Source organism: Paraburkholderia aspalathi (assembly GCF_905220735.1).
GTDB lineage: Bacteria > Pseudomonadota > Gammaproteobacteria > Burkholderiales > Burkholderiaceae > Paraburkholderia > Paraburkholderia aspalathi.
In genome coordinates, this window is sequence record NZ_CAJNBA010000019.1 from 16,267 (window position 1) to 34,616 (window position 18,350).

Genomic DNA, 18,350 nt, shown 5'->3' on the forward strand with positions numbered 1-18,350 from the left:
GGCGGGCGCCCTACTTCTGCACCTGCTGCATGCCGAGCAGATCCTGCACGAGTTGCGCCGACACGTAATGCGGTCCGTCGAAGAGATAGGTCCGGTAGCCGCGATACGCGAGCAATTGCGGCGACAGTTCAGCAGCCGTCGCCGCGCGGAATGCACCACCCTGGGCCGGACGAAATGCCTCGGCGATGATTCGCACACGGTCCTTGCCGAGCCGCGCCGCCAACGCATCCGCATACTCACGCGCGGCCGCTGGGCCGCGCGCATAGACACCGCAGCCATCCTGCAGAAACACGCCGACATCGCGCGGCAGCCAGCCGTCCAGCCACGCTGCCAGCGCCGTGCCGCCGATATTCGCGTTGTCGTAGACACTGATCCACAGCGGCCGTGGCAGCTTGTTTAGCAAGGGCGCGAGCGCGGCGGCATCCTTCCAGGTCGGGTCGACCTCCACCGGAAAGTAATAGCCATCGATGTGAACCGCAGGCCGCACGGCCGCCAGCTGCCTCGATTGCTCGACCAGTTGCGCCACCTGCGCACGGGCCGTGGTCTCGTCGAAACGTCCGGCGAGACCGACGATCACATTGCGCGCCCACGGTTCGCCGGCAATCCGTGTCCAGTCCGGCAGACGTCGAACCGTTTGCATGGCGGTGCCGGGCAGAAACGACATGCCGTCCACCGCCGTCCATTGCACGAGCAGATCCGTCACGCCAAGGCGATTCCAGTCTCCGCGCGGGTCGACATGATCATCGTCGAGTTGCCACACCACGCCCTGCGCCAACGCGCCGGCGTCGCCTGCACCTGGCGCCGAGCAGCCGTACACGAGCGCGGCGCACGCACTCGCCGCCAGCAGCGCGCGGCGGCGTGGGGAGACCGGCTCGCCCTCTCGAGTCTGAACGTCGTGTGGATTACGCATTGTGCTGGCGCTGTGCTTTGAAATGAACGTCACGATAATCCTGAACAAGTTGCGCGCGATCGATCTTGACGTTGACCGATACCGGCAAGGACCGGCACGCGAGCAATTCTGACGGGATCATATACGACGGCAGGCGCACGACATCGTCCTGAGTCAATACGAGTAGATCGCGCCGAAGAACACCCCGCGCGCGCGTTCGTCGCCTGTGATTTTCAGGCGGTACTGCACCGACAGATCGACATACGAGCGCGGTGCGTCGTATTTGCTGTCGCGGAACCAGTAACGCGTCGAAATCCCTACACCGGCTCCGAGCGGAATGCTGTGATTGACGCTCGAGTCGTAGTCCGCGCCGATCACGGCATACGGGAACACGGTCCACTTCGGGCTGTAACGGTCCATGCGGAAGGTGCGGCCCAGTTCGAGATTCGTGGTCGCATAGACCGATCCCGCGTTCAGATAGGCGCCCGTTTCGGCGTAGACCTGCGCGGTCCACCACGACGGCACGTCCACCCGGCGCTCGATGCCATAACCGCCTGAATATGCGAGCCGCGCGAGCCAGTCGGGATTGACCCGCGAGCCGATCGGAATGATCCGTTCGAAGGCGACGATCGCGTCGATCTGCGAGAACGGCTTGGCGCGCGCGCCGACGGTGGCCTGCAAGGTATCGATGCCGCTCGCGCCGCCGTTCTTCACACCGAAGCTTTCATAGCCGCGTGCGTAGAGTTCGAACATCCGGTCGCCGAGACTGCCGAACGGACGCCAGTAGGCTTCCACGCCGGCCTGCCAGTTGTTCGACGTGCCCGGCGTCGGCGACGACGCATAGCCCGGCTGCATGCCCGCGCCGCGATAGTTGAGCGATGTGTCGAAGCCCCAGTTGCGTGTAGCCTCGGCGTGCGCGCTGCGCATCTCGTTCAGTTGCGCCGGTGTGGCCGGCGGCCTGTCGTCCGTTGGCGTGGCGCTGGCGTCGATCGCGCGCTCAAAGTACTGCGCGGCTTCGCGATTGCGGTGCGCCTGGACCGCCGCATAGCCCGCGTCGGCAGCGGCGCTGGCCGGCATGGTGCCGGCCTTGTCGGCCATGGTGAAGCGTTGGTACGCGACGCGGTTGTTGCCGGCCCGTCGCGCGATGTACGCGGCGGTCATGTCGGGCATCGCGTCGAGCATGCCGGCATCGACCATCTGCTGCGCTTCGCTCGCCGCGGCGCGGTCGTCGCCGGCGGCGCTCAGCGCATTGATCAGTTCGACGCGATGCTGTGGATCGTCAGGCGCGGCCTTCACCGCTTCGCGCGCATAGCCGACCGCGCCGGGTTTGTCGTTCGCGGCCGCCGCCGTCGCTGCTGCACGCGCCGCCGCGAAGCCGGGATCGGCGGCGTACACGTCGCAGCTCGCGCCGAACTGATCGACGACGCAGTCGAAGACGGGACGGCGTGCGGGATCAATCGGTGTGGTGGGGACGGGCGAAATGAGCGAAGTGGTCATTGCGGCCGTCGTGCTCGCGGCGCTGATCGCATCAGACGCGCTCGCAGCATGCGCTCCAACCGCCGGCGCTTGCGTCAACAACCGTCGTGCCTGCGCGCGGCGCAACGCAATCGGCGCATCAGTGTCATCGCCATTCGTCTTCAGCGGCGCGAGCAGATCGAGCGCGCGCTGCGGCTGCCCTTCCGCGATCCATACATCGGCGATGATCACGCGCGCCACGCGTTTGTTGCGCTGGGTCGCAGCGTTGGCGTGCAGCGCTTTGGCGAAGTCCGCCTCGGCTTCTGCCGTCTTGCCCTGCGCGGCCAGCGTATAACCACGCAGCGTAAGCGGCATGATTTCCGTATCGTCGGCGACAATGGCCGCACTCGCCGCCGCTTGCACGCCAGGCAGATCGTTCGCGGCGAACAGCGCGTCGATCAGCTGGATGCGGTAGCCGACCAAGTCCGGCGCATAGGCGACCGCCTCACGCGCGAGCGCGGCGGCTTCCACGTAGTCGCCCTTCTTGCGCGCCGCGAACGATGCACCCGACGACTTCGGTGCCAGACGGCTGCCGATAAAGCTGCGCCTCACGCGCAGCTCGTCGTTGTCGCCGAAGCGTTTGCTTGCATCGAGATCGGCGTTCCATGCATCGGTGTCCTGACCGGCCGCGCTCGCCGCGTCGATCAGCAGCAAGCGCAGGCGCAGCAGATCGGGACGCAATGCGATCGCCTCGTTCGCGTACCGGACCGTGCCCGCAAAATCCTTCACCGCATACGCCTTGTAGGCCTGCTGTGCGGCCGTCAATGCAGCACCGGTCAGCGCGTCCGGGTCGCCCGGTTGCTGACGGCCGGCGCGTGAGGCCGCGCGGGTCGACACGTTTAACGCGTCGATCTGCTTGCGACGCGAGACCAGCGCCGGATCGCGGCCGATCTGCGCGATCGCGTCGCCGAGCGAGCGGCTTGCTTCGCTATAACGGCGTTGCGCGGCGAGCGCGTTGGCGAGCAGCACACGCAGCGACACGACGTCGGGGCGCTGGCGAATCGCCTCGCGCGCCCGCGTGATCGCGCCGCTGTAGTCGCCGCGCCCATAGGCGGCATACGCGTCCTGCGCCACCCGATAGGCGGCGCCGCTCAACGGCAGCGCATTGTGTTCGGATGGAGCCGCCGCTGGGCTCTGCGCAAACGCCGCTGCGCTGCTCAAGCACAACGCACCGGCCACCATCGCAGCAGTGACGCCGCGCAGCGTGAATGCAGACGCCGCAATCGGAGCCGCGGTTGAAGTTGCCGTTGAAGCCATACTTGCACCGCACGCGGAAGCGAAAGCCACCGTTGAACCAGAAGCCGAAGCCCCCAAAGAAGCACGCGCCATCCACGCACGCCGGAAGAAAAAAGAATCGCTCATTCGGATGCCGCCAGAGCGCCCTGAAGGCGGCGCTGTTGCTCAATTACGTTCTCGAGTGCGGCACGCGAGATCACACCGCGCGCCACCATGTAGTCGCCGATGCGGCCATGGCGATCCGGGCGGTAGTCCTGCATCGCCGCTTCGAAGGCCTCGCGGCGCACGTGGCCATGCTCGATCAGCAGATCGCCGATCAGCGGCACGCTGCGTGCCGGCACGGGTTCGGCGCCCTCGGCCGACGATGCGCCCGCTGCCCCACCTTCCACGGCACCCATACCCAGCTGCCCGCCCTCGCCCGCCGGCGCCGCGATCTCGACGCCGCGCAACACGCGCAGCCCCGCGGCGATCTCGCCCTCACGAACGATCTCCTGAGAGACCGTTCCACCGACCAGCGCGCTCAGTTCCGCGAACACCGGTTCGGCGAGCGGACTCGCAGTCAGCAGAATCGTCCGGCGACCTGCAGCGTCGGCCTGCGGCAACACGCGATGGCGCACGATCGCTTCGAGCGGCAAGCGCTTTGCATCGTCCTTGATGCGTTCGAGCGCCACGTGGCCACGCGGCAAGTCAGACTGGAAGGCAATGGCTTCCGCGAGGGTTTCCTCGTCGAGCCAGCCCTTGGCCATCAGCACGCGGCCGAGCGGCGCCTCACGCGCATGGCTTTCACCGAGCGCCTGTTCGAGCTTGTCCGGATCGATGGCCTGCCACGACAGCAGCAATTCCCCAAGACGCTGACGGCGATTGTTAAAGCCGTCGGCGGACGGGAAGTCATGCATGGTCTTGTCCCATGCCAGCCGCTTGCCGGTCACGAGGTGCGTGAGGAACATCTTCCACGCCCGCGAGACAGCCATGAAGTTGATGAAGTTGCCCACCACCATGCGCGGCACGGACAGCACCCCGTGCTCCCAGCCGTAGAGACGGGTCACGAAATAGATACGCTGCCCCACGCGCAACAGCAACGCGCAACCGTTGGCCCACAGCAGCGCTTGCAGCCATGGCGAATCGGCGAACGGCGAAGCGATCAGCTCCGGCATCAAGCCGAGCAGATCCGCGCCGGCGAAGAGCAGAAACTGGATCACCAGCGCATACGCAATGATGCCGACGAACGCGGTAACGATGCCTTTGCGGTCACGGAACAGCAGATAGCGATTGGCGAACGAGCCGCTCCAGCCGGTCTGCTTCCACCCTTGCAAGCCGATGCCGAGCGTCCAGCGCGCGCGCTGCCGATAGGCGGTGCGAAACGTATCCGGGAAGAATTCGCGCACGCAGAGCGGCATCGTCACGGTGATGTCGCGTTCGCGGCCAAGACCGAACCACGCCTTGCGGCGCGTGGCGAATTGCACCGGAAAGCGCGCGAAGATCGACTGCATGCCCATCTTGCCGAGGCGCGCACCGACGTCGTAGTCCTCGGTGAGGCTCTCGGTGTTAAACGGCTGGTTGTCGGTTTCAGCGTTCAGCGCGAGGAGCGCGCGCCGTGAAAAACACGTGCCGACACCCGCTGAGGGCACCGAGCCGACCAGGCTCTCGCGCACCACCAGATCTTTCGCGTGCCATTCGGCGAACTCGTCCATATAGGTGCCGGCCACGAGTTCGAACCAGTTGCGCTCGAGCGAAGCCACCGGCAACTGGATCATGTCCTTGCGCGGCAGCAGATAGTTGAAAAAGCGCAGCTCGACCGGATGCAGCACATCCTCGCTGTCGTGCAGCACCACGCCGGCGAATTCGACGCCCGCTTCTGCCTCGTACTTAAAGATTGCCTGGATCACCCAGTTCAGACAGTCGGCCTTGCAGGTCGGACCGTCGTGCGGCACTTCCACGCGGCGCAGCTGCTTATAGCGGCGGCGCATCCGTTCGACTTCGGCGATGGTCTGCGGGTCGTTCTGATAGGTGCCGACAAACACCACATAGTTGCGGTAATCCAGCACCCGCACCAGGTCTTCGATCATTGCCGCGACCACGTCGTACTCGTGCCACGCGGGCACCATGATCGCGATCGGCTGCTCGTCTCGCTGATACAGCTGCGCGCTGGTAAGCGGCTTGTAGGCGCGCTGCACCGTGAAGTGACGATAGAGCGTGCGGGTCCAGTACCAGAGGTCGATGAACAGATCGTCGAGGCTGGACAGCAGGATAACGAACGCCACCAGCGCCGCGACGTATTCGAGCCCCTGGTAATAGTGGGCTACCGCGTAGCCCGCATACCATTTGATTAGCGCGAAGCTCACGACTTGTCCTGATTCCTGCGACGCGCCACGCCGGCCACCAGCAGCAACACGATCAGCAAGCCGACGAGGCCGGCCGGGATGCCCCAACGCACCCAGCTCTGCATGAACCACGGGCCTTCAACGTCGTCTGCGCCAACCACTTCGCCCGGATGACGCGTATCGAACTGGCGCAACGTGCCGCTGCCGTCGACGATCGCGACGTCGCCGCGCGACAGTTGCAGCGAGGCAGGCAGAATCGCCGCCGTATCGCCCACCGTGCGATACACGATGCCCGATACGCTGCCCGACTTGACCGCTTCGATCACGCCGACGCGGTTCAAACCCGAAATATCCGCCAGCATCTTGCCGGATGCATCGGTGAGCGACAGACGGTCTTTCGACAGATGGGCGAGGCTCTTCTCATCGGCGAGCGTGACGTCGGCTGCGAGGAAGGCGCCCTTCGGGCTCGCCGCTTCGCCGTCACGTGTAACGCTGAAGGTCGCACGGGTCGGCGCGATGCCGCTCGCGTTCACCAGTCGCGCGACGCGCGGCAGCACTCGTGTGGCGTCGTTCAGATACGAGGCCGGCACGATCACATTCGCTTCCGACGCGAAGCGCGCCACCATGCCGGTGAAGTCGTCGCCGACTTTCGCATCGGTGAGCGTGAGATGGCTGCTCGGCAGAACGGCAATCGGATGACCTTGGCCGCGCGCCTGGCAGCCGCCTTCCGGTTGACGCTGGAACTCCACGCGCAGCACGTTGTTCGGGGCGAGCGCGTAATGCGGCACGCGCGCAGTGATGCGCTGCGGTTTGCCGTTGGCGGTCAGCAATTGCGAGCCGATCAGCACGTCGTTGAAATAGATCGAGGCGGTTTGCGCGGTGTTGTTCAGCGTCGGCGACGCAGCCACGTCGAGCACCACGGTGCCCGGCAACTTGCCGTTGCCCGACGCCGCACCCAGATCGAAACTCGCGTCCCAGGTGGCGCGGCCCTGCACGTCGAGCGTGCGCGGCTGGCCGCCCAGCAGCGATAGCGCGATTTCGTCGCCGCGCGTGTTCGGCGCGGTGTCGATCTGATGGACCACAAGACGGCTCGTCACGTCGATCGGACGCCACGAGCGCGCGAGGACCGCCACGCCGTCGTTATCGCCGATCACGATCGCGGTCTGGCCGCCGAGGTGAGCAAGGCGCACTTCGCCCGCGGCGAGCGGCTTGGCGATCGGATCGATCGCGCGAGCACGCCATGCATCGAATGCCTCGCTTGCACCCGGCGCGGCGCTGACGACCTGTTCGCGCAAGGCATCGAGGGAAGTCTTCAGCGTGTTGCGCACCGTGTCGTCGGCGACGATCACGTCCGGCGCGAACGCCGGGCGCGGCGTGAGTGCGATCAAGGCGCCCGCTTCCGCCGGGTTCGCCAGCTTGTGCGAACCGCCCGCAGCCAGCGCCGCAAAAGCCGGAATCGCGCGCAGCGGCGCCGGCACTTCGGTGTCACCGAGATCGACCGTGTCGCCCACCGCCGGCCACGTCCGCGTTGCCGGCGTGCGGCCTTCGCGTTGCAGCAGCGCTTCGACGCGCCAGCCTGCATCGAACGCCGGCGCCGCGAGCGTGTTCGCGCCGAGCATTACCACCGGCTTTTGCGGCAAGGCGCTCCACGCGCTGCGCAGATCGACGATCGCGTCCGGATCGTAGCGATAGGTCAGCCGCGAAGTCGGCGCGATGCGCCAGACGTTGCCGATCGCGGTCTGATCGGTACAGACGTTATCGCTGAGCACCGACGACCAGTCGAGGCCCACGCGCACGAAGCCGCCCGGCCGCGCCGCGCCATCCACGCCGAGACTCGCCGACGCGTCGCCCTGGTCCTGCGTCGGACTGCGCGAGAGCACCGGTGCGCCGTCGAGCGATACCAGCATGGTCGTGCGGCCGCCGTTGCCGCGCAGATAGCTGCCGTCGATCTGCAAGGCCGCGTCGCTCAATGGCACACCGGCCGGCACGGGCAGATACAGTTCCTGACGGCCGTCCGGCGCGCGCAACACGACCGGATCACGCATTCCCAGTTCGGCCAGCGACACCGTACGCGTGGCGAGACGGCCGCTGCCGAGTTGCGCGAAGCTGCCGGCGACGTCGGCCGACTGTTGAGCATGGGCCGTCGCGGCAAGCAGCAACAGCACTGCAAGTGCATTCAGGCGGGGGCGCGCGAGGCGGCGCATTGGCGTATGGGAGGTCACGTTGTCTTTTCTCTTAATTAGCGCGCAAACAGTGAAGCTGATTCGCACTGCATGGATTGTCTGGAACTGCGGCCCGCGCGGCGCTATTGCACGGCTTTTGCGCATTGTTTGTGCGGAACCTGCCCCGTCCCATCGATGCCGCCACTCACGAACTCGTCGAACGGACGTCCGGTCAACGCCGCCACAATCCGTTGGGATGCATGGCCGTCGCCGTATGGGTTGACGCGATGCGCGAAATCGCCGCGCTCGCCTGCGTCGTCAAGTAAGCCCGTCACCGCGCGGACGATCGCTTCGCGCTCCGTGCCGACGAGGCGTACCGTGCTGGCCGCCACCGCTTCCGGACGCTCAGTCACGTCGCGCATCACCAGCACCGGTTTGCCGAGCGCGGGCGCTTCTTCCTGCACGCCGCCAGAGTCCGTGAGAATGATCGAGGCGCGCTGCATCAGACGCACAAAACCCAGATAGTCGAGCGGATCGATCAGATGCACGTTGCGCGCCGTGCCGAGGGTTTCCTGCACCGGCCCGCGCACGTTCGGATTCAAATGCACCGGATAGACGATCTGGACCTTGTTAGTCTTCGCCAGATCCGCGAGTGCCGCGCAGATATTCGCGAAGCCCGCACCGAAGCTCTCGCGGCGATGGCCCGTGACGAGCAACACCGGCAGCGCGCCGTCGAGGAACGGCAAGCGCGCGTCCAGCTCGGCGCGCAGTGCCGCGTCGCTGTCGATGCGCGCGGTGGTGAGGTTCAGTGCGTCGATCACCGTATTGCCGGTTACGATGATCTTGCCATGCAGCGCTTCGTGCGCGAGGTTCGCTTTCGAGCTCGCGGTGGGCGCGAACATCAGATCGCTCATGACATCTACCACGCGGCGGTTCATTTCTTCCGGCCAAGGCTGCATCAGGTTGCCGGTCCGCAGGCCCGCTTCGACATGACCGATCGGAATCCGCCGATGAAACGAGGCCAGCGCCGCCGCGGACGCGGTGGTCGTATCACCGTGCACCAGCACACGATCCGGTTGAACGCTTGCGAGCACGTCGTCGAGCGACGCGATGAGACGCGAAGCCAGACCGTTGAGCGTCTGGTTGCCGGTCATCAGGGCGAGGTTGTGATGCGGTTTGATCTGGAACAGATCGAGTACCTGATCGAGCATCTGCTGATGCTGGCCTGTGACGCAGACCACCGACTCGATGCCGGCGTCGGCTTCCAGTTGTTTGAGCAGCGGCGCCATTTTGATGGCTTCCGGCCGCGTGCCGAAAATCGACAGAACCCTCGTTGGCATATGCCCTCGATCTTTATTTGAATGTTTTATTGGCGACAGGTAATGCGAAGCACGCGTTAACATCGCACCCCGATATTTACAGATCCGATTTGCCCATCGCCGATAATTACTGGCAGTTCCCATATGCGCCGGGAACGATTCGATCGGATGCAATAACTGCCGACTGGATTCACGTGAGCGTCGTTTGAGCGAGCAGCCATTGATGGTGAATCGACGCGCATTCTAACGCGTATTTCACCTTATCTCACAATGGATTTTCCCCTATGTGGCGGCTCCGCGGCGGCCGTGGCAACCGTGAAGCGGGGTTGTTGCCGCCCAAGCCGGGGGATTAAACCGGCGCAAACGTTTTCCGAATGTTTATGAAAGCGTTAAATTTGAGCCAATCATTTTTAAAATCCGTAAATGTTAAATTATAATTAACATTTTCCCTGCTTCATTCGCTCAAGTGGCATAGCCCGCAGATTAAGGCCGCGCAAACGTTATCGGTGGATTCGACGTGGTGCGGGCAATATCATGAACTACCCGTTCAAATTGACTGTGTATGTCTGCCTTGCTGGATTGGGGTTTCGATTTCCGTGATCAGTTCGGCGCTCTGCGACTCTGCGGATACGCGGATGCCGCGTTGTTGCAGCAACGCGACAGTGACGCCGGTGGCGGGATGGGTTTCGTCGTGGAGCGTGCCCGTTCAACGCACGCTGAATTCCCCAGATCAAGCCAATCACGAGCCAAACGAATCGGCATCGATCAATCGCTTTATAAGGGTTCCGAATTATATGAGGCGGCGGCACGACGAAGCGCGTTTCCAGAACGCGTTCGAAGATCATCAGCTGATTGAGTTCCAGCTCGCGGATCAGGAGCGGCCCTGTTCCTCCTGCTGCTGGGCACACCTATTGCTGTATATCGCTCGCCGGCAACAACCCGTCAAAGCACGCAGTGCCCACAACGAGTAGCCGTTTTCAACTTCGATCCAGCAATCCATCGGTGGGAGGCCCCATGCTTCGATACGCTGTAATCTTCTTCATCATCGCGATCATCGCCGCGGTATTCGGCTTCGGCGGCATTGCCGCAGGCGCGACGGAAATCGCCAAGGTCCTGTTCTTCATCTTCGTGGTGATCTTCCTCGTCACCTTGCTGATGGGCGTGATGCGACGCTGACCTCCGCATCGAACAGGTAAGAAGAAACACCCGCCCCGGTGCGTGGATCAGCAGCGCGTTGCAATACTTGCCACACGGTATTGCAATAGTTGCTGCCCGCACCGGGGTTTTTATCGCCAGCGTACCTTCATCATGCCGCGCGCGCGATCCTCGTCGGTACGGTCAATCTGTGCGACCAGTTCGCGAGCGTGCGCGTCGCTACCGGCGGCTTGCTCAAGATCGCGCTGTCGTAGTGCTTGCCGTCAAAGCGTACGAAATCGACAATGCGAAACCCCTGCCCTCTGTAAAACGTAATGAGATGTGCAGCCGGCTGCGGCGTATCGAGCGCGAGCTCCGCGTAGCCGCGCGTCGCGGCCCAGTGATCGGCGAAAGCGATCAACAGCGTACCGATGCCACGCGCCTGCCATACCGGCTCCACGCCGAACTGGCGCAAGCTGGCAATATCGTCGCGCCTGTATAGATCGCACAACGACTCACGGTCCGGTGCATACAGCGTCATCGTGCCGACAATGCGTCCTTCGCAGACCGCCACATAGCAATCGCCCCGCGTCGCGCGAGAGCGTGTCGTCTCCACCGTTTGATCCACACAGGTGCAATTCAGCCCCATCGAACCGAGTCGGGTGAAAGCGCGATGCAGCAGCGCGGTCAACGCGACATACGAATCGCGCGATGGATCGAAGCGGCGCAGTTCGACACGGCCTACGCCATGACATACGTAATCGATACGGACGGATTGCTGCGTCGTTGCACGTCGCTTCACGTTGAGCACCTCGCGCTGTCAAGATGCGCGAAGTGTAGATTTCACGCGTAGGCGTCTCAAGAAAAAATGTCGTAAAAACTCACATGGGATGTGCCTGCCGACCTGCGTGCCAGCATGTTGTCGACGCAGCTTGTCCGCGCTCTAACCCGCCGGTGCCACAAGCGGCTCGCTCTCGCGCAAGCCAAGATGCAATTCCTCGCACAGGAACGTCTGCAATGTCTGCACAGCGGCCGCCTGCGCACCGGAAACCGGTCGCATGAAGAGTCCAAAATCGGCGGTTGGCGCATCGGGCAATCCATCGGCCTGGCCGAGCACGCGCATCGACTCCGAGCGGATATTGCCATCGAGCAGCACCGACACACCGAGTCCCGCTTCCACGGCCGACTGCACCGCCGGCAAACTGGTGCTGGTGCACACAATGCGCCACGCAATCCCCGCGCGCCGCAGCGCCGTCAACACCTGTTGCTGCCACAGACACGCGCCGCCGAACGCAACCACCGGCAGCACGGCGTCACCGTCGCGGCTGAACCCGCGTGCGCCGACCCAGAAGAGCGGCTGCGTCCACGTCAGCAGCGGTACCGACTCGACCAGCGCGGGGTCTCCCACCACCACGTCGAGGCCGCCGTCCGCAAGCCGGCTCGACAACGCCGAGCTGGTATCGACCACGATCTCCAGCGCCACCTGCGGATAAGCGATCGAAAAGCGCCGCAACGCGCGCGGCAGCCGACCAACCGCGATGTCTTCCAGCATGCCGAGCCGCACCGTGCCGGACACCTGCCCCGCGCTCAGCGCCCGCCGCGCATCGGCGCCCGCGCCGAGGATCGTATGCGCGAACGGCAGCAGCAGATGCCCTGCTTCGGTGAGTTGCACGCCACGCGGCGAGCGGTCGAGCAAACGCTGCCCCAACTCTTCTTCGAGCCGGCGCAATTGCATGCTCACCGCCGCCTGGGTGCGGGCCAGGCGGGCCGCCGCCACACCCACGGCGCCGGCTTCCGCCACGGTGACGAACGCGCGCAGGAGACTGCTGTCGAGATCTCGGGTCATCACGTTTCTTGAAGTGGTCATAAGAAATATCAACTTATCTTAATACCGCCTGCACCGATAAGATAGCTGCCACCCCATCCGAAGAGCGGTAACGAGGCCAAGATGCAGGACACCACCATCAAACCGGCGCTGAATCCTGTGCCAACATCAGCATCCGTGAAGCCCGCCAGTGCCGCAGCCGGCGCAGCCCTCCTGTGCGTGCTGTCCATGTCGAGCGTGCAGTTCGGCGCCGCGCTCTCCGCGCCGACGATGGCCGAGTACGGCTCGCTCAGCACCACCTGGTTGCGTCTTTGCTGGGCGGCCGTCGTGCTTGCGTTGCTGGTGCGCCCGCGTTTCTTCACCTACTCGCGCTCGCATTGGCTCGCGGCCGGTGCGTTGGGCGCCGCGATGGCCGGCATGACGCTGTGCTTTTTCGCGGCGCTTCAGCGGATTCCATTGGGGCTCGCCGTCGCGATCGATTTTCTCGGGCCGCTCGCCGTAGCGACTTTCGCGGTACGCCGCGCGCGAGCGTTACTGTGGCCTGCATTGGCGATTGCCGGCGTGCTGCTGCTCTCGCGCGATCACGCGGGCTGGATCGGCGAGCCGCTCGGCGTATTGCTCGCGTTCGGGGCCGCGCTCGGCTGGGGCAGCTATATCGTGTTGATGAAAAAGACCGGCACGCTGTTCGCCGGACTCGAAGGATTGTCGGTGTCGCTGATCGCAGCGGCGCTGGTTGCCACGCCGTTTGGCTTCGCGCAAAGCGGCATACACATCGCCGCAGGACAGATCGCCGCAACCGCGGGCCTAGCGTTGCTGGTCCCACTGTTACCCTATGCGCTGGAAATGGTGGCGTTACGGCATATGCCAGCCTCATCGTTCGGGATACTGATGAGTGTCGAACCGGCGATCGGCGCGCTGGCCGGCTTCGTGGTGCTGCATCAACCGATGGGGGTCTTGCAGATCGCAGGTACGCTGCTGGTGGTTGCGGCGAGCGTGGGCGCCGTGGTGGCGACACGCTGAACAAGGCGTTGAACCGCTGCGTGCGCATGTCAATGAGCATGTGCATGCGCAGCGCTCAGGCGATATTTTCCGCCTCGTAAAGACGCCGGCCCGCTGCGTCCTTCGCGCCGAGGATCGGCTCGATTTCAATTGGCCAGTCGATACCGATGTCGGGATCGCTCCACAAGATGCAGCGCTCGAGTTCGGGGAACCAGTATTCGGTGGTCTTCCACAGGCATTCGGCGACGTCGGACAGCACGACGAAACCGTGTGCGAAGCCCGGCGGCACCCACACCTGCCGATGATTGGCCGCGCTCAGATATGCGCCGCTCCATTTGCCGAAGGTCGGCGAATTGAGCCGCACGTCCACGGTGACGTCGAACACCTCTCCCACCACCACGCGCACGAGCCGACCTTGCGGCCGATGCACCTGATAGTGCAAGCCGCGTAACACGCCACGCACTGCCCGCAAATGACGGTCTTGCACGAAATTGAAACCTTGCGAGACGTCGTCGGTAAACTCATCCGCGCTGAAGCTCTCGAAACAGAAGCCAAATTCGTCGCAAAACACCTCGGGCTCGATGAGTTTCACCTCCGGCAATGCTGTCGCCATTACCTTGTTGCCCATGGCCACTATGCTCGTAAGAAGCCAGCCAGCAGAAAACACGACCGCCGACGCACGCACCGGTGCACGCACGGCTACACACGCCGCAGCGCACGCCGTTGCACACGCGCCCGCCCGCTCCAGGTCGCACCCTGAGTTGCACCATCTGCACGGCGCCTGCTCAAGCTTACGCCTCTGTCGCCACCCGGCTGCGCGCGCGATATTCGGTGGGCGACAGCGCCATACGCTTGCGGAATATCTTCGCGAGGCGATCGCCGTTGCCGGTGCCGCTGCGGCGCGCGATCTTGTCGACCGGTAGTTCGGTTTCGGTCAGGAAGTTGCAGGCAATACGCAGCCTCACCTGCAGCAGATAATCAGAAGGCGTGACCTGCATTTCATGCTTGAAACGCCGCAGAAAATTGCGCTCGCTCATCGCCGCCACTTGCGCTGCGTCGGCAACTGACACCGGACGATCGCAATTCGCCTCCATCCAGCGCGCGGCGGCACGGATTTTCTCGGCGACGCTGAGCGTGCCGCCCTCAGCCGGCAGTGGCACCCAGGTCGCGGCCATACCCGGCATCACCCGATCGGCGACGCTGCGCGCCAGCTCCGCGCCAAGATCGCGTTTGATGAACATCAGCGCGCTGCGCGCGCAGTCGTTACGATCGTTGGCTGCGCTACGCACGGCATCGGCCGCGGCACTGCCCAGATAGCGATTCACCTGCAAGCCGTCATGCTCCGCGGGACCCGCTGCTTCCAGCACGAGACGGCCCTCGCCGATCGTCTCGATCGCACGGGTGCGCGTTTGCACCGATCGCAACCAGCCCAGCAAGCGTTCGTCGAGCGCGGCCTCGTGCGCGCCGTAGCCCCCTGCGATGAACAGCACGTCGAAACCGCTGCCATAACGTGTGTCGATACGATCGGTCCAGATCCGCGCCGACGAGGAACTCGCGACGCTGCCCCCGTCCATCGACAGAAACTGCACTTCGTAAGGCGGCTCTTCGCCAGCCCGCGAGCCCGAGAGTTCGTTGGCGGTCTGGAACATCTCGACTACCGTGCCTGGCCCGAGCAGCCAGAAGCCGTCGAACAGCAACACGCCGATTCGCCGCGCTGCACTACGCACGTTTAGCGTCGGCGTATGTAACCAGGTAATCCTCGCAGTATCCAGATGCAAGTGCGGCATGATCTTCCCCAAGCTGTCGTACATTGTGGACCCCGCTGCCCCGTCGGCCGGACGATATGGACGAATTGAATTACGGCGGATGAAAACCACCGGCAACGCCGCTTAACGGATTATGCGTGATGTTAGCTGAATGCCGCCCTATAGTAAATTTGAAAAACAAATCCGTATTGAGAAATTAGATGTACGACGAAACCCATTATTGTGTGTTTCATATGACCGTCGGCATATGAGTCGGCATAGCAACGGGCCGCAGCAGCCTGTCTGACCATCAGAAGGTCGAAGAACCTTGCACAGAGCCACGCTCAAGGCTTCTACTCGGGCGCGCCGACGCAGCACGGCTTGCCGGATTCGCGATGGCGATTCATCGAAATCACATACAGAAATGTTTCAAACGTGAAATCGAAACCTCGCAAATAATGAACATTCAATCAGGCTTTTATTCGCAAATCGGGAATTTATCGGCAGTGCCAATGCGGCAAACCGCACACTTATCGAAACATTCCCGATTAAGCATTTCGACACTAATTTCCCACACGACTAAAAATGTTTCTATATTGAAACATCCGGCCTCTTTTACATATGACCAATGCACCGGTCATTGACCTGCGCGCAGGGAAAAACGTCAGACAATTATCCGCATCGGCGGAAATCGTGCCAAGCGGTCTCCTTAAACAAAGTTTCATCCCTTGATCGCGCTCTTTAAGACTTGGTTAAGAGAGGCGGCGCCATAATTTGCTCACCGTAAGAGCAGCAAGGAGCAGAGATATGTCGCGCCCCATGAGCATCGAGAGAGTCAACGAATACGGACAGAACGCGGTTCGCATCGCCATCGAGGACCGTGCGGTACTGCTCGAAACGGCCGATCTGGATGCCGTGATCGAGCACCTCAGCGCGCTGCGCGCCACGATGCGCCCGGAAGTACCGAAGGAACCCCTGCGCGCCCATCAGTACGTGATTGAAATCGATCCGTGCTGGCACGCCGAAAAACATCCGCTGCACGACGGCGCCGTGCTGTTCCTGCGGCATTCTGGCCTCGGCTGGGCCGGTTTTGCACTCCCCACCGAGAGCCTTGCCAGACTGCATCACGCGTTGACCCAGCAGCTGGAGGCCTCGCTCGAAGTACACGGCATGCTCAATTGAATCGGCTGAACCGGCTGGATCAGTTGATTCAGCCGGTTCGCGAATGGCTACCGCTTGTTGCGTTTCGCGTAGCACTGCGTTTCAGAGAGCGCATGCACCTCGCGGCGCTCCGCATCTATACTTCCCCCGCCGCCCCATAGCGGTTACTTTCATTCAGGTCTCTTTCCGAAGCGCGGCTCTGGCCGCGCTCTTTTTTTGCGCGTCGCTTAGTCTTGCTGATCGTTCACGAACGCACCGGGATGCAGCTTTACCCGCGCAGTTCATGAACATTGCACAAAATTAAAAAAGACTTAATCCACCTGGGCGTGCCGTTTTATCCGCGATCGCCGATGATGCAGCCATCGTCCTTCTCTACTGTTCCAACATGAACCAGCTACAAGCGATGCGTGTCTTCACACGGGTGGTCGATCTTGCCAGCTTCAATCTTGCGGCGAGACAGTTAGGCATGTCGGCGGCGGCGGTCACTCGCAGCGTCGGCACATTGGAAGCGCATCTGAACATGCGCCTGCTAAACCGCACCACGCGCAGTCTTTCGCTGACCGATGTGGGCCGCGAGTATCTCGACGGCTGCCGCACGATCATCGAGAAGCTCGACGAGATGGAATCGAACCTGCTGGAGACCACACGCGATCCGCAGGGCACGTTGCGCATCGCGACGCCGATGACGTTCGCGACCGCCGGCCTGGGCACCTTGCTGGCTGCGTATCGCACGCTGCATCCACGCGTGGATTTCGATGTGACAACGTTTGATACGCATATCGATCTCGTGGAAGGTGGCTTCGATGTGTGTTTCTCCGACGACCGCCGACTTGCCAACTCATCTTTGGTGAGTCGCACGCTGACCAGCGTCCATGAAATGACGGTCGCGTCCCCCGCCTATCTGGCGCGTCACGGCACCCCTCGCGATCCGTCGGCGTTGAACCGCCACGGCTTGTTGACGGTCTCCGACGGTTCGTCGCGTGCCTGGGAGTTCGCCGACGCCGACGGCATCTATCGCGTCAACACCGGCAGCGCGCTCACCGCCACCAGCAGCGCGATGGTGCGCGTGGCCGCGCTCAACCATATGGGTATCGCGTTGCTGCCGCTGCCGATCATCGCCGACGATCTTGCGCAAGGTTCGCTCGTCCCCGTGCTCGAACAGTTCGAAATCAACGGCGGCCCGCGCCAGGTGTCGATCCTCTACTCCGGCCGCAATTACCTGTCGATGCGTGTGCGCAGTTTCATCGACTTCGCGGTCAGCCAGTATCGCGCGCCGGACCGCCCGGTTGCCTTGCGGGCGGTGGCCTGAACCGGGCCCGCGCATCATGCCCAAAATACTGACGATCGAAGACGACGAGTTGATCGCCCACGACATCGTGCGCACGCTCAGCGCAAGCGGTTTCTCTGTCGACGTGGCGCGCACCGGCCGCGAAGGCATGGCGAAAGTGATGGCGGGCAACTACGACGTCGTCACGCTCGACCGCATGCTGCCTGATCTCGACGGCCTGACCATCGTGGCGACGATGCGTGGCGTCGGCATGGAAACGCCAGTGCTCGTGATGAGTGCGATGTCCGACGTCGATCAACGCATTCAAGGTCTGCGCGCCGGCGGCGACGACTATCTGACGAAGCCGTTCTCACCCGAGGAAATGTTCGCGCGCGTGGAAGTGCTGTTGCGCCGCCGCCCACGTCATGCCAAAGCTGAAACGCTGCTGCGCAACGGTGCACTGGAACTCGATCTCGTGCGCCGCAAAGTCACCTACCGGCAGCGCGAACTCGATCTGCAACCCACCGAATTCCGCGTGCTCGAATTCATGATGCGCCACGCCGGCCAGGTGCTCACGCGCACGATGATTTTCGAAGCCGTGTGGGGCTGCCGGTTCGACCCCGGCACCAACCTGATTGACGTACACGTAGGCCGTCTGCGCAAGAAAGTCGAGACGCCCGGCGAGCGTCCGTTGATTCGCACCATTCGAGGCTCAGGCTATCTGTTCGGCTGACGCCGCCCCATTCGCAGGTTTTCTGACGGAGCTTTAGCGCTGCA

Annotated in this window: 14 protein-coding genes; 5 read left to right on the top strand and 9 right to left on the bottom strand. The window is 63.4% G+C overall.

Annotation, left to right across the window (positions count from 1 at the left end):
• Window positions 1–10: 10 nt before the first annotated feature.
• The 5 genes from KHO30_RS38485 to wecB all read right to left on the bottom strand — a co-directional run bounded on the left by KHO30_RS38485 (window position 11) and on the right by wecB (window position 9,463).
• A complete protein-coding gene (locus KHO30_RS38485) occupies window positions 11–910 on the bottom strand; it encodes an alpha-amylase family protein (protein WP_211704043.1) in 900 nt (299 codons plus the stop codon).
• A gap of 153 nt (window positions 911–1,063) precedes the next feature.
• The gene (locus KHO30_RS38490; RefSeq protein WP_211704034.1) at window positions 1,064–3,766 is read right to left on the bottom strand and encodes an NfrA family protein; all 2,703 of its coding nucleotides are present in this window, start codon (window positions 3,764–3,766) and stop codon (window positions 1,064–1,066) included.
• The gene (locus tag KHO30_RS38495; protein ID WP_093647032.1) at window positions 3,763–5,982 is read right to left on the bottom strand and encodes a glycosyl transferase family protein; all 2,220 of its coding nucleotides are present in this window, start codon (window positions 5,980–5,982) and stop codon (window positions 3,763–3,765) included. The genes KHO30_RS38490 and KHO30_RS38495 overlap by 4 nt, the downstream gene beginning before the upstream one ends.
• Window positions 5,979–8,165 (bottom strand): cellulose biosynthesis cyclic di-GMP-binding regulatory protein BcsB, encoded by a 2,187-nt coding sequence (locus KHO30_RS38500; RefSeq protein ID WP_211704044.1) that lies wholly within the window; start codon window positions 8,163–8,165, stop codon window positions 5,979–5,981. Before KHO30_RS38500 ends, KHO30_RS38495 begins: the two co-directional genes overlap by 4 nt.
• Before the next feature lie 101 nt (window positions 8,166–8,266).
• On the bottom strand, window positions 8,267–9,463 hold the full coding sequence (gene wecB / locus KHO30_RS38505) for a non-hydrolyzing UDP-N-acetylglucosamine 2-epimerase (protein WP_211704035.1): 1,197 nt from the start codon (window positions 9,461–9,463) through the stop codon (window positions 8,267–8,269).
• 993 nt (window positions 9,464–10,456) lie between these two features.
• Between wecB and KHO30_RS38510 the strand changes: the two genes are divergently transcribed.
• Window positions 10,457–10,618, top strand: coding sequence for a DUF1328 domain-containing protein (locus tag KHO30_RS38510; RefSeq protein ID WP_035551387.1), 162 nt, complete (start codon window positions 10,457–10,459; stop codon window positions 10,616–10,618).
• Between the two features lie 130 nt (window positions 10,619–10,748).
• Here KHO30_RS38510 and KHO30_RS38515 read toward each other — a convergent pair whose 3' ends face one another.
• Both KHO30_RS38515 and KHO30_RS38520 read right to left on the bottom strand, forming a co-directional pair.
• The gene (locus KHO30_RS38515) at window positions 10,749–11,378 is read right to left on the bottom strand and encodes a GNAT family N-acetyltransferase (protein WP_093647072.1); all 630 of its coding nucleotides are present in this window, start codon (window positions 11,376–11,378) and stop codon (window positions 10,749–10,751) included.
• 141 nt (window positions 11,379–11,519) lie between these two features.
• Window positions 11,520–12,422 (bottom strand): LysR substrate-binding domain-containing protein, encoded by a 903-nt coding sequence (locus KHO30_RS38520; protein ID WP_234487045.1) that lies wholly within the window; start codon window positions 12,420–12,422, stop codon window positions 11,520–11,522.
• A gap of 102 nt (window positions 12,423–12,524) precedes the next feature.
• Between KHO30_RS38520 and KHO30_RS38525 the strand changes: the two genes are divergently transcribed.
• On the top strand, window positions 12,525–13,421 hold the full coding sequence (locus tag KHO30_RS38525; protein ID WP_211704036.1) for an EamA family transporter: 897 nt from the start codon (window positions 12,525–12,527) through the stop codon (window positions 13,419–13,421).
• A gap of 55 nt (window positions 13,422–13,476) precedes the next feature.
• Here KHO30_RS38525 and rfbC read toward each other — a convergent pair whose 3' ends face one another.
• Together rfbC and KHO30_RS38535 are read right to left on the bottom strand one after the other, a co-directional pair.
• Complete coding sequence (gene rfbC, locus KHO30_RS38530; RefSeq protein ID WP_211704037.1) at window positions 13,477–14,028, bottom strand: dTDP-4-dehydrorhamnose 3,5-epimerase; 552 nt, start codon at window positions 14,026–14,028, stop codon at window positions 13,477–13,479.
• Window positions 14,029–14,191: 163 nt separating this feature from the next.
• Window positions 14,192–15,187, bottom strand: coding sequence for a GlxA family transcriptional regulator (locus KHO30_RS38535; protein ID WP_093647069.1), 996 nt, complete (start codon window positions 15,185–15,187; stop codon window positions 14,192–14,194).
• A gap of 765 nt (window positions 15,188–15,952) precedes the next feature.
• Here KHO30_RS38535 and KHO30_RS38540 point away from each other — a divergent pair.
• The 3 genes from KHO30_RS38540 to KHO30_RS38550 all read left to right on the top strand — a co-directional run bounded on the left by KHO30_RS38540 (window position 15,953) and on the right by KHO30_RS38550 (window position 18,306).
• Window positions 15,953–16,327: a hypothetical protein gene (locus tag KHO30_RS38540; RefSeq protein WP_093647021.1), complete on the top strand. Its 375-nt coding sequence runs from the start codon at window positions 15,953–15,955 to the stop codon at window positions 16,325–16,327.
• Window positions 16,328–16,691: 364 nt separating this feature from the next.
• On the top strand, window positions 16,692–17,615 hold the full coding sequence (locus tag KHO30_RS38545; RefSeq protein ID WP_093647019.1) for a LysR family transcriptional regulator: 924 nt from the start codon (window positions 16,692–16,694) through the stop codon (window positions 17,613–17,615).
• 16 nt (window positions 17,616–17,631) lie between these two features.
• Complete coding sequence (locus KHO30_RS38550; RefSeq protein WP_200653213.1) at window positions 17,632–18,306, top strand: response regulator transcription factor; 675 nt, start codon at window positions 17,632–17,634, stop codon at window positions 18,304–18,306.
• Window positions 18,307–18,350: the final 44 nt, after the last annotated feature.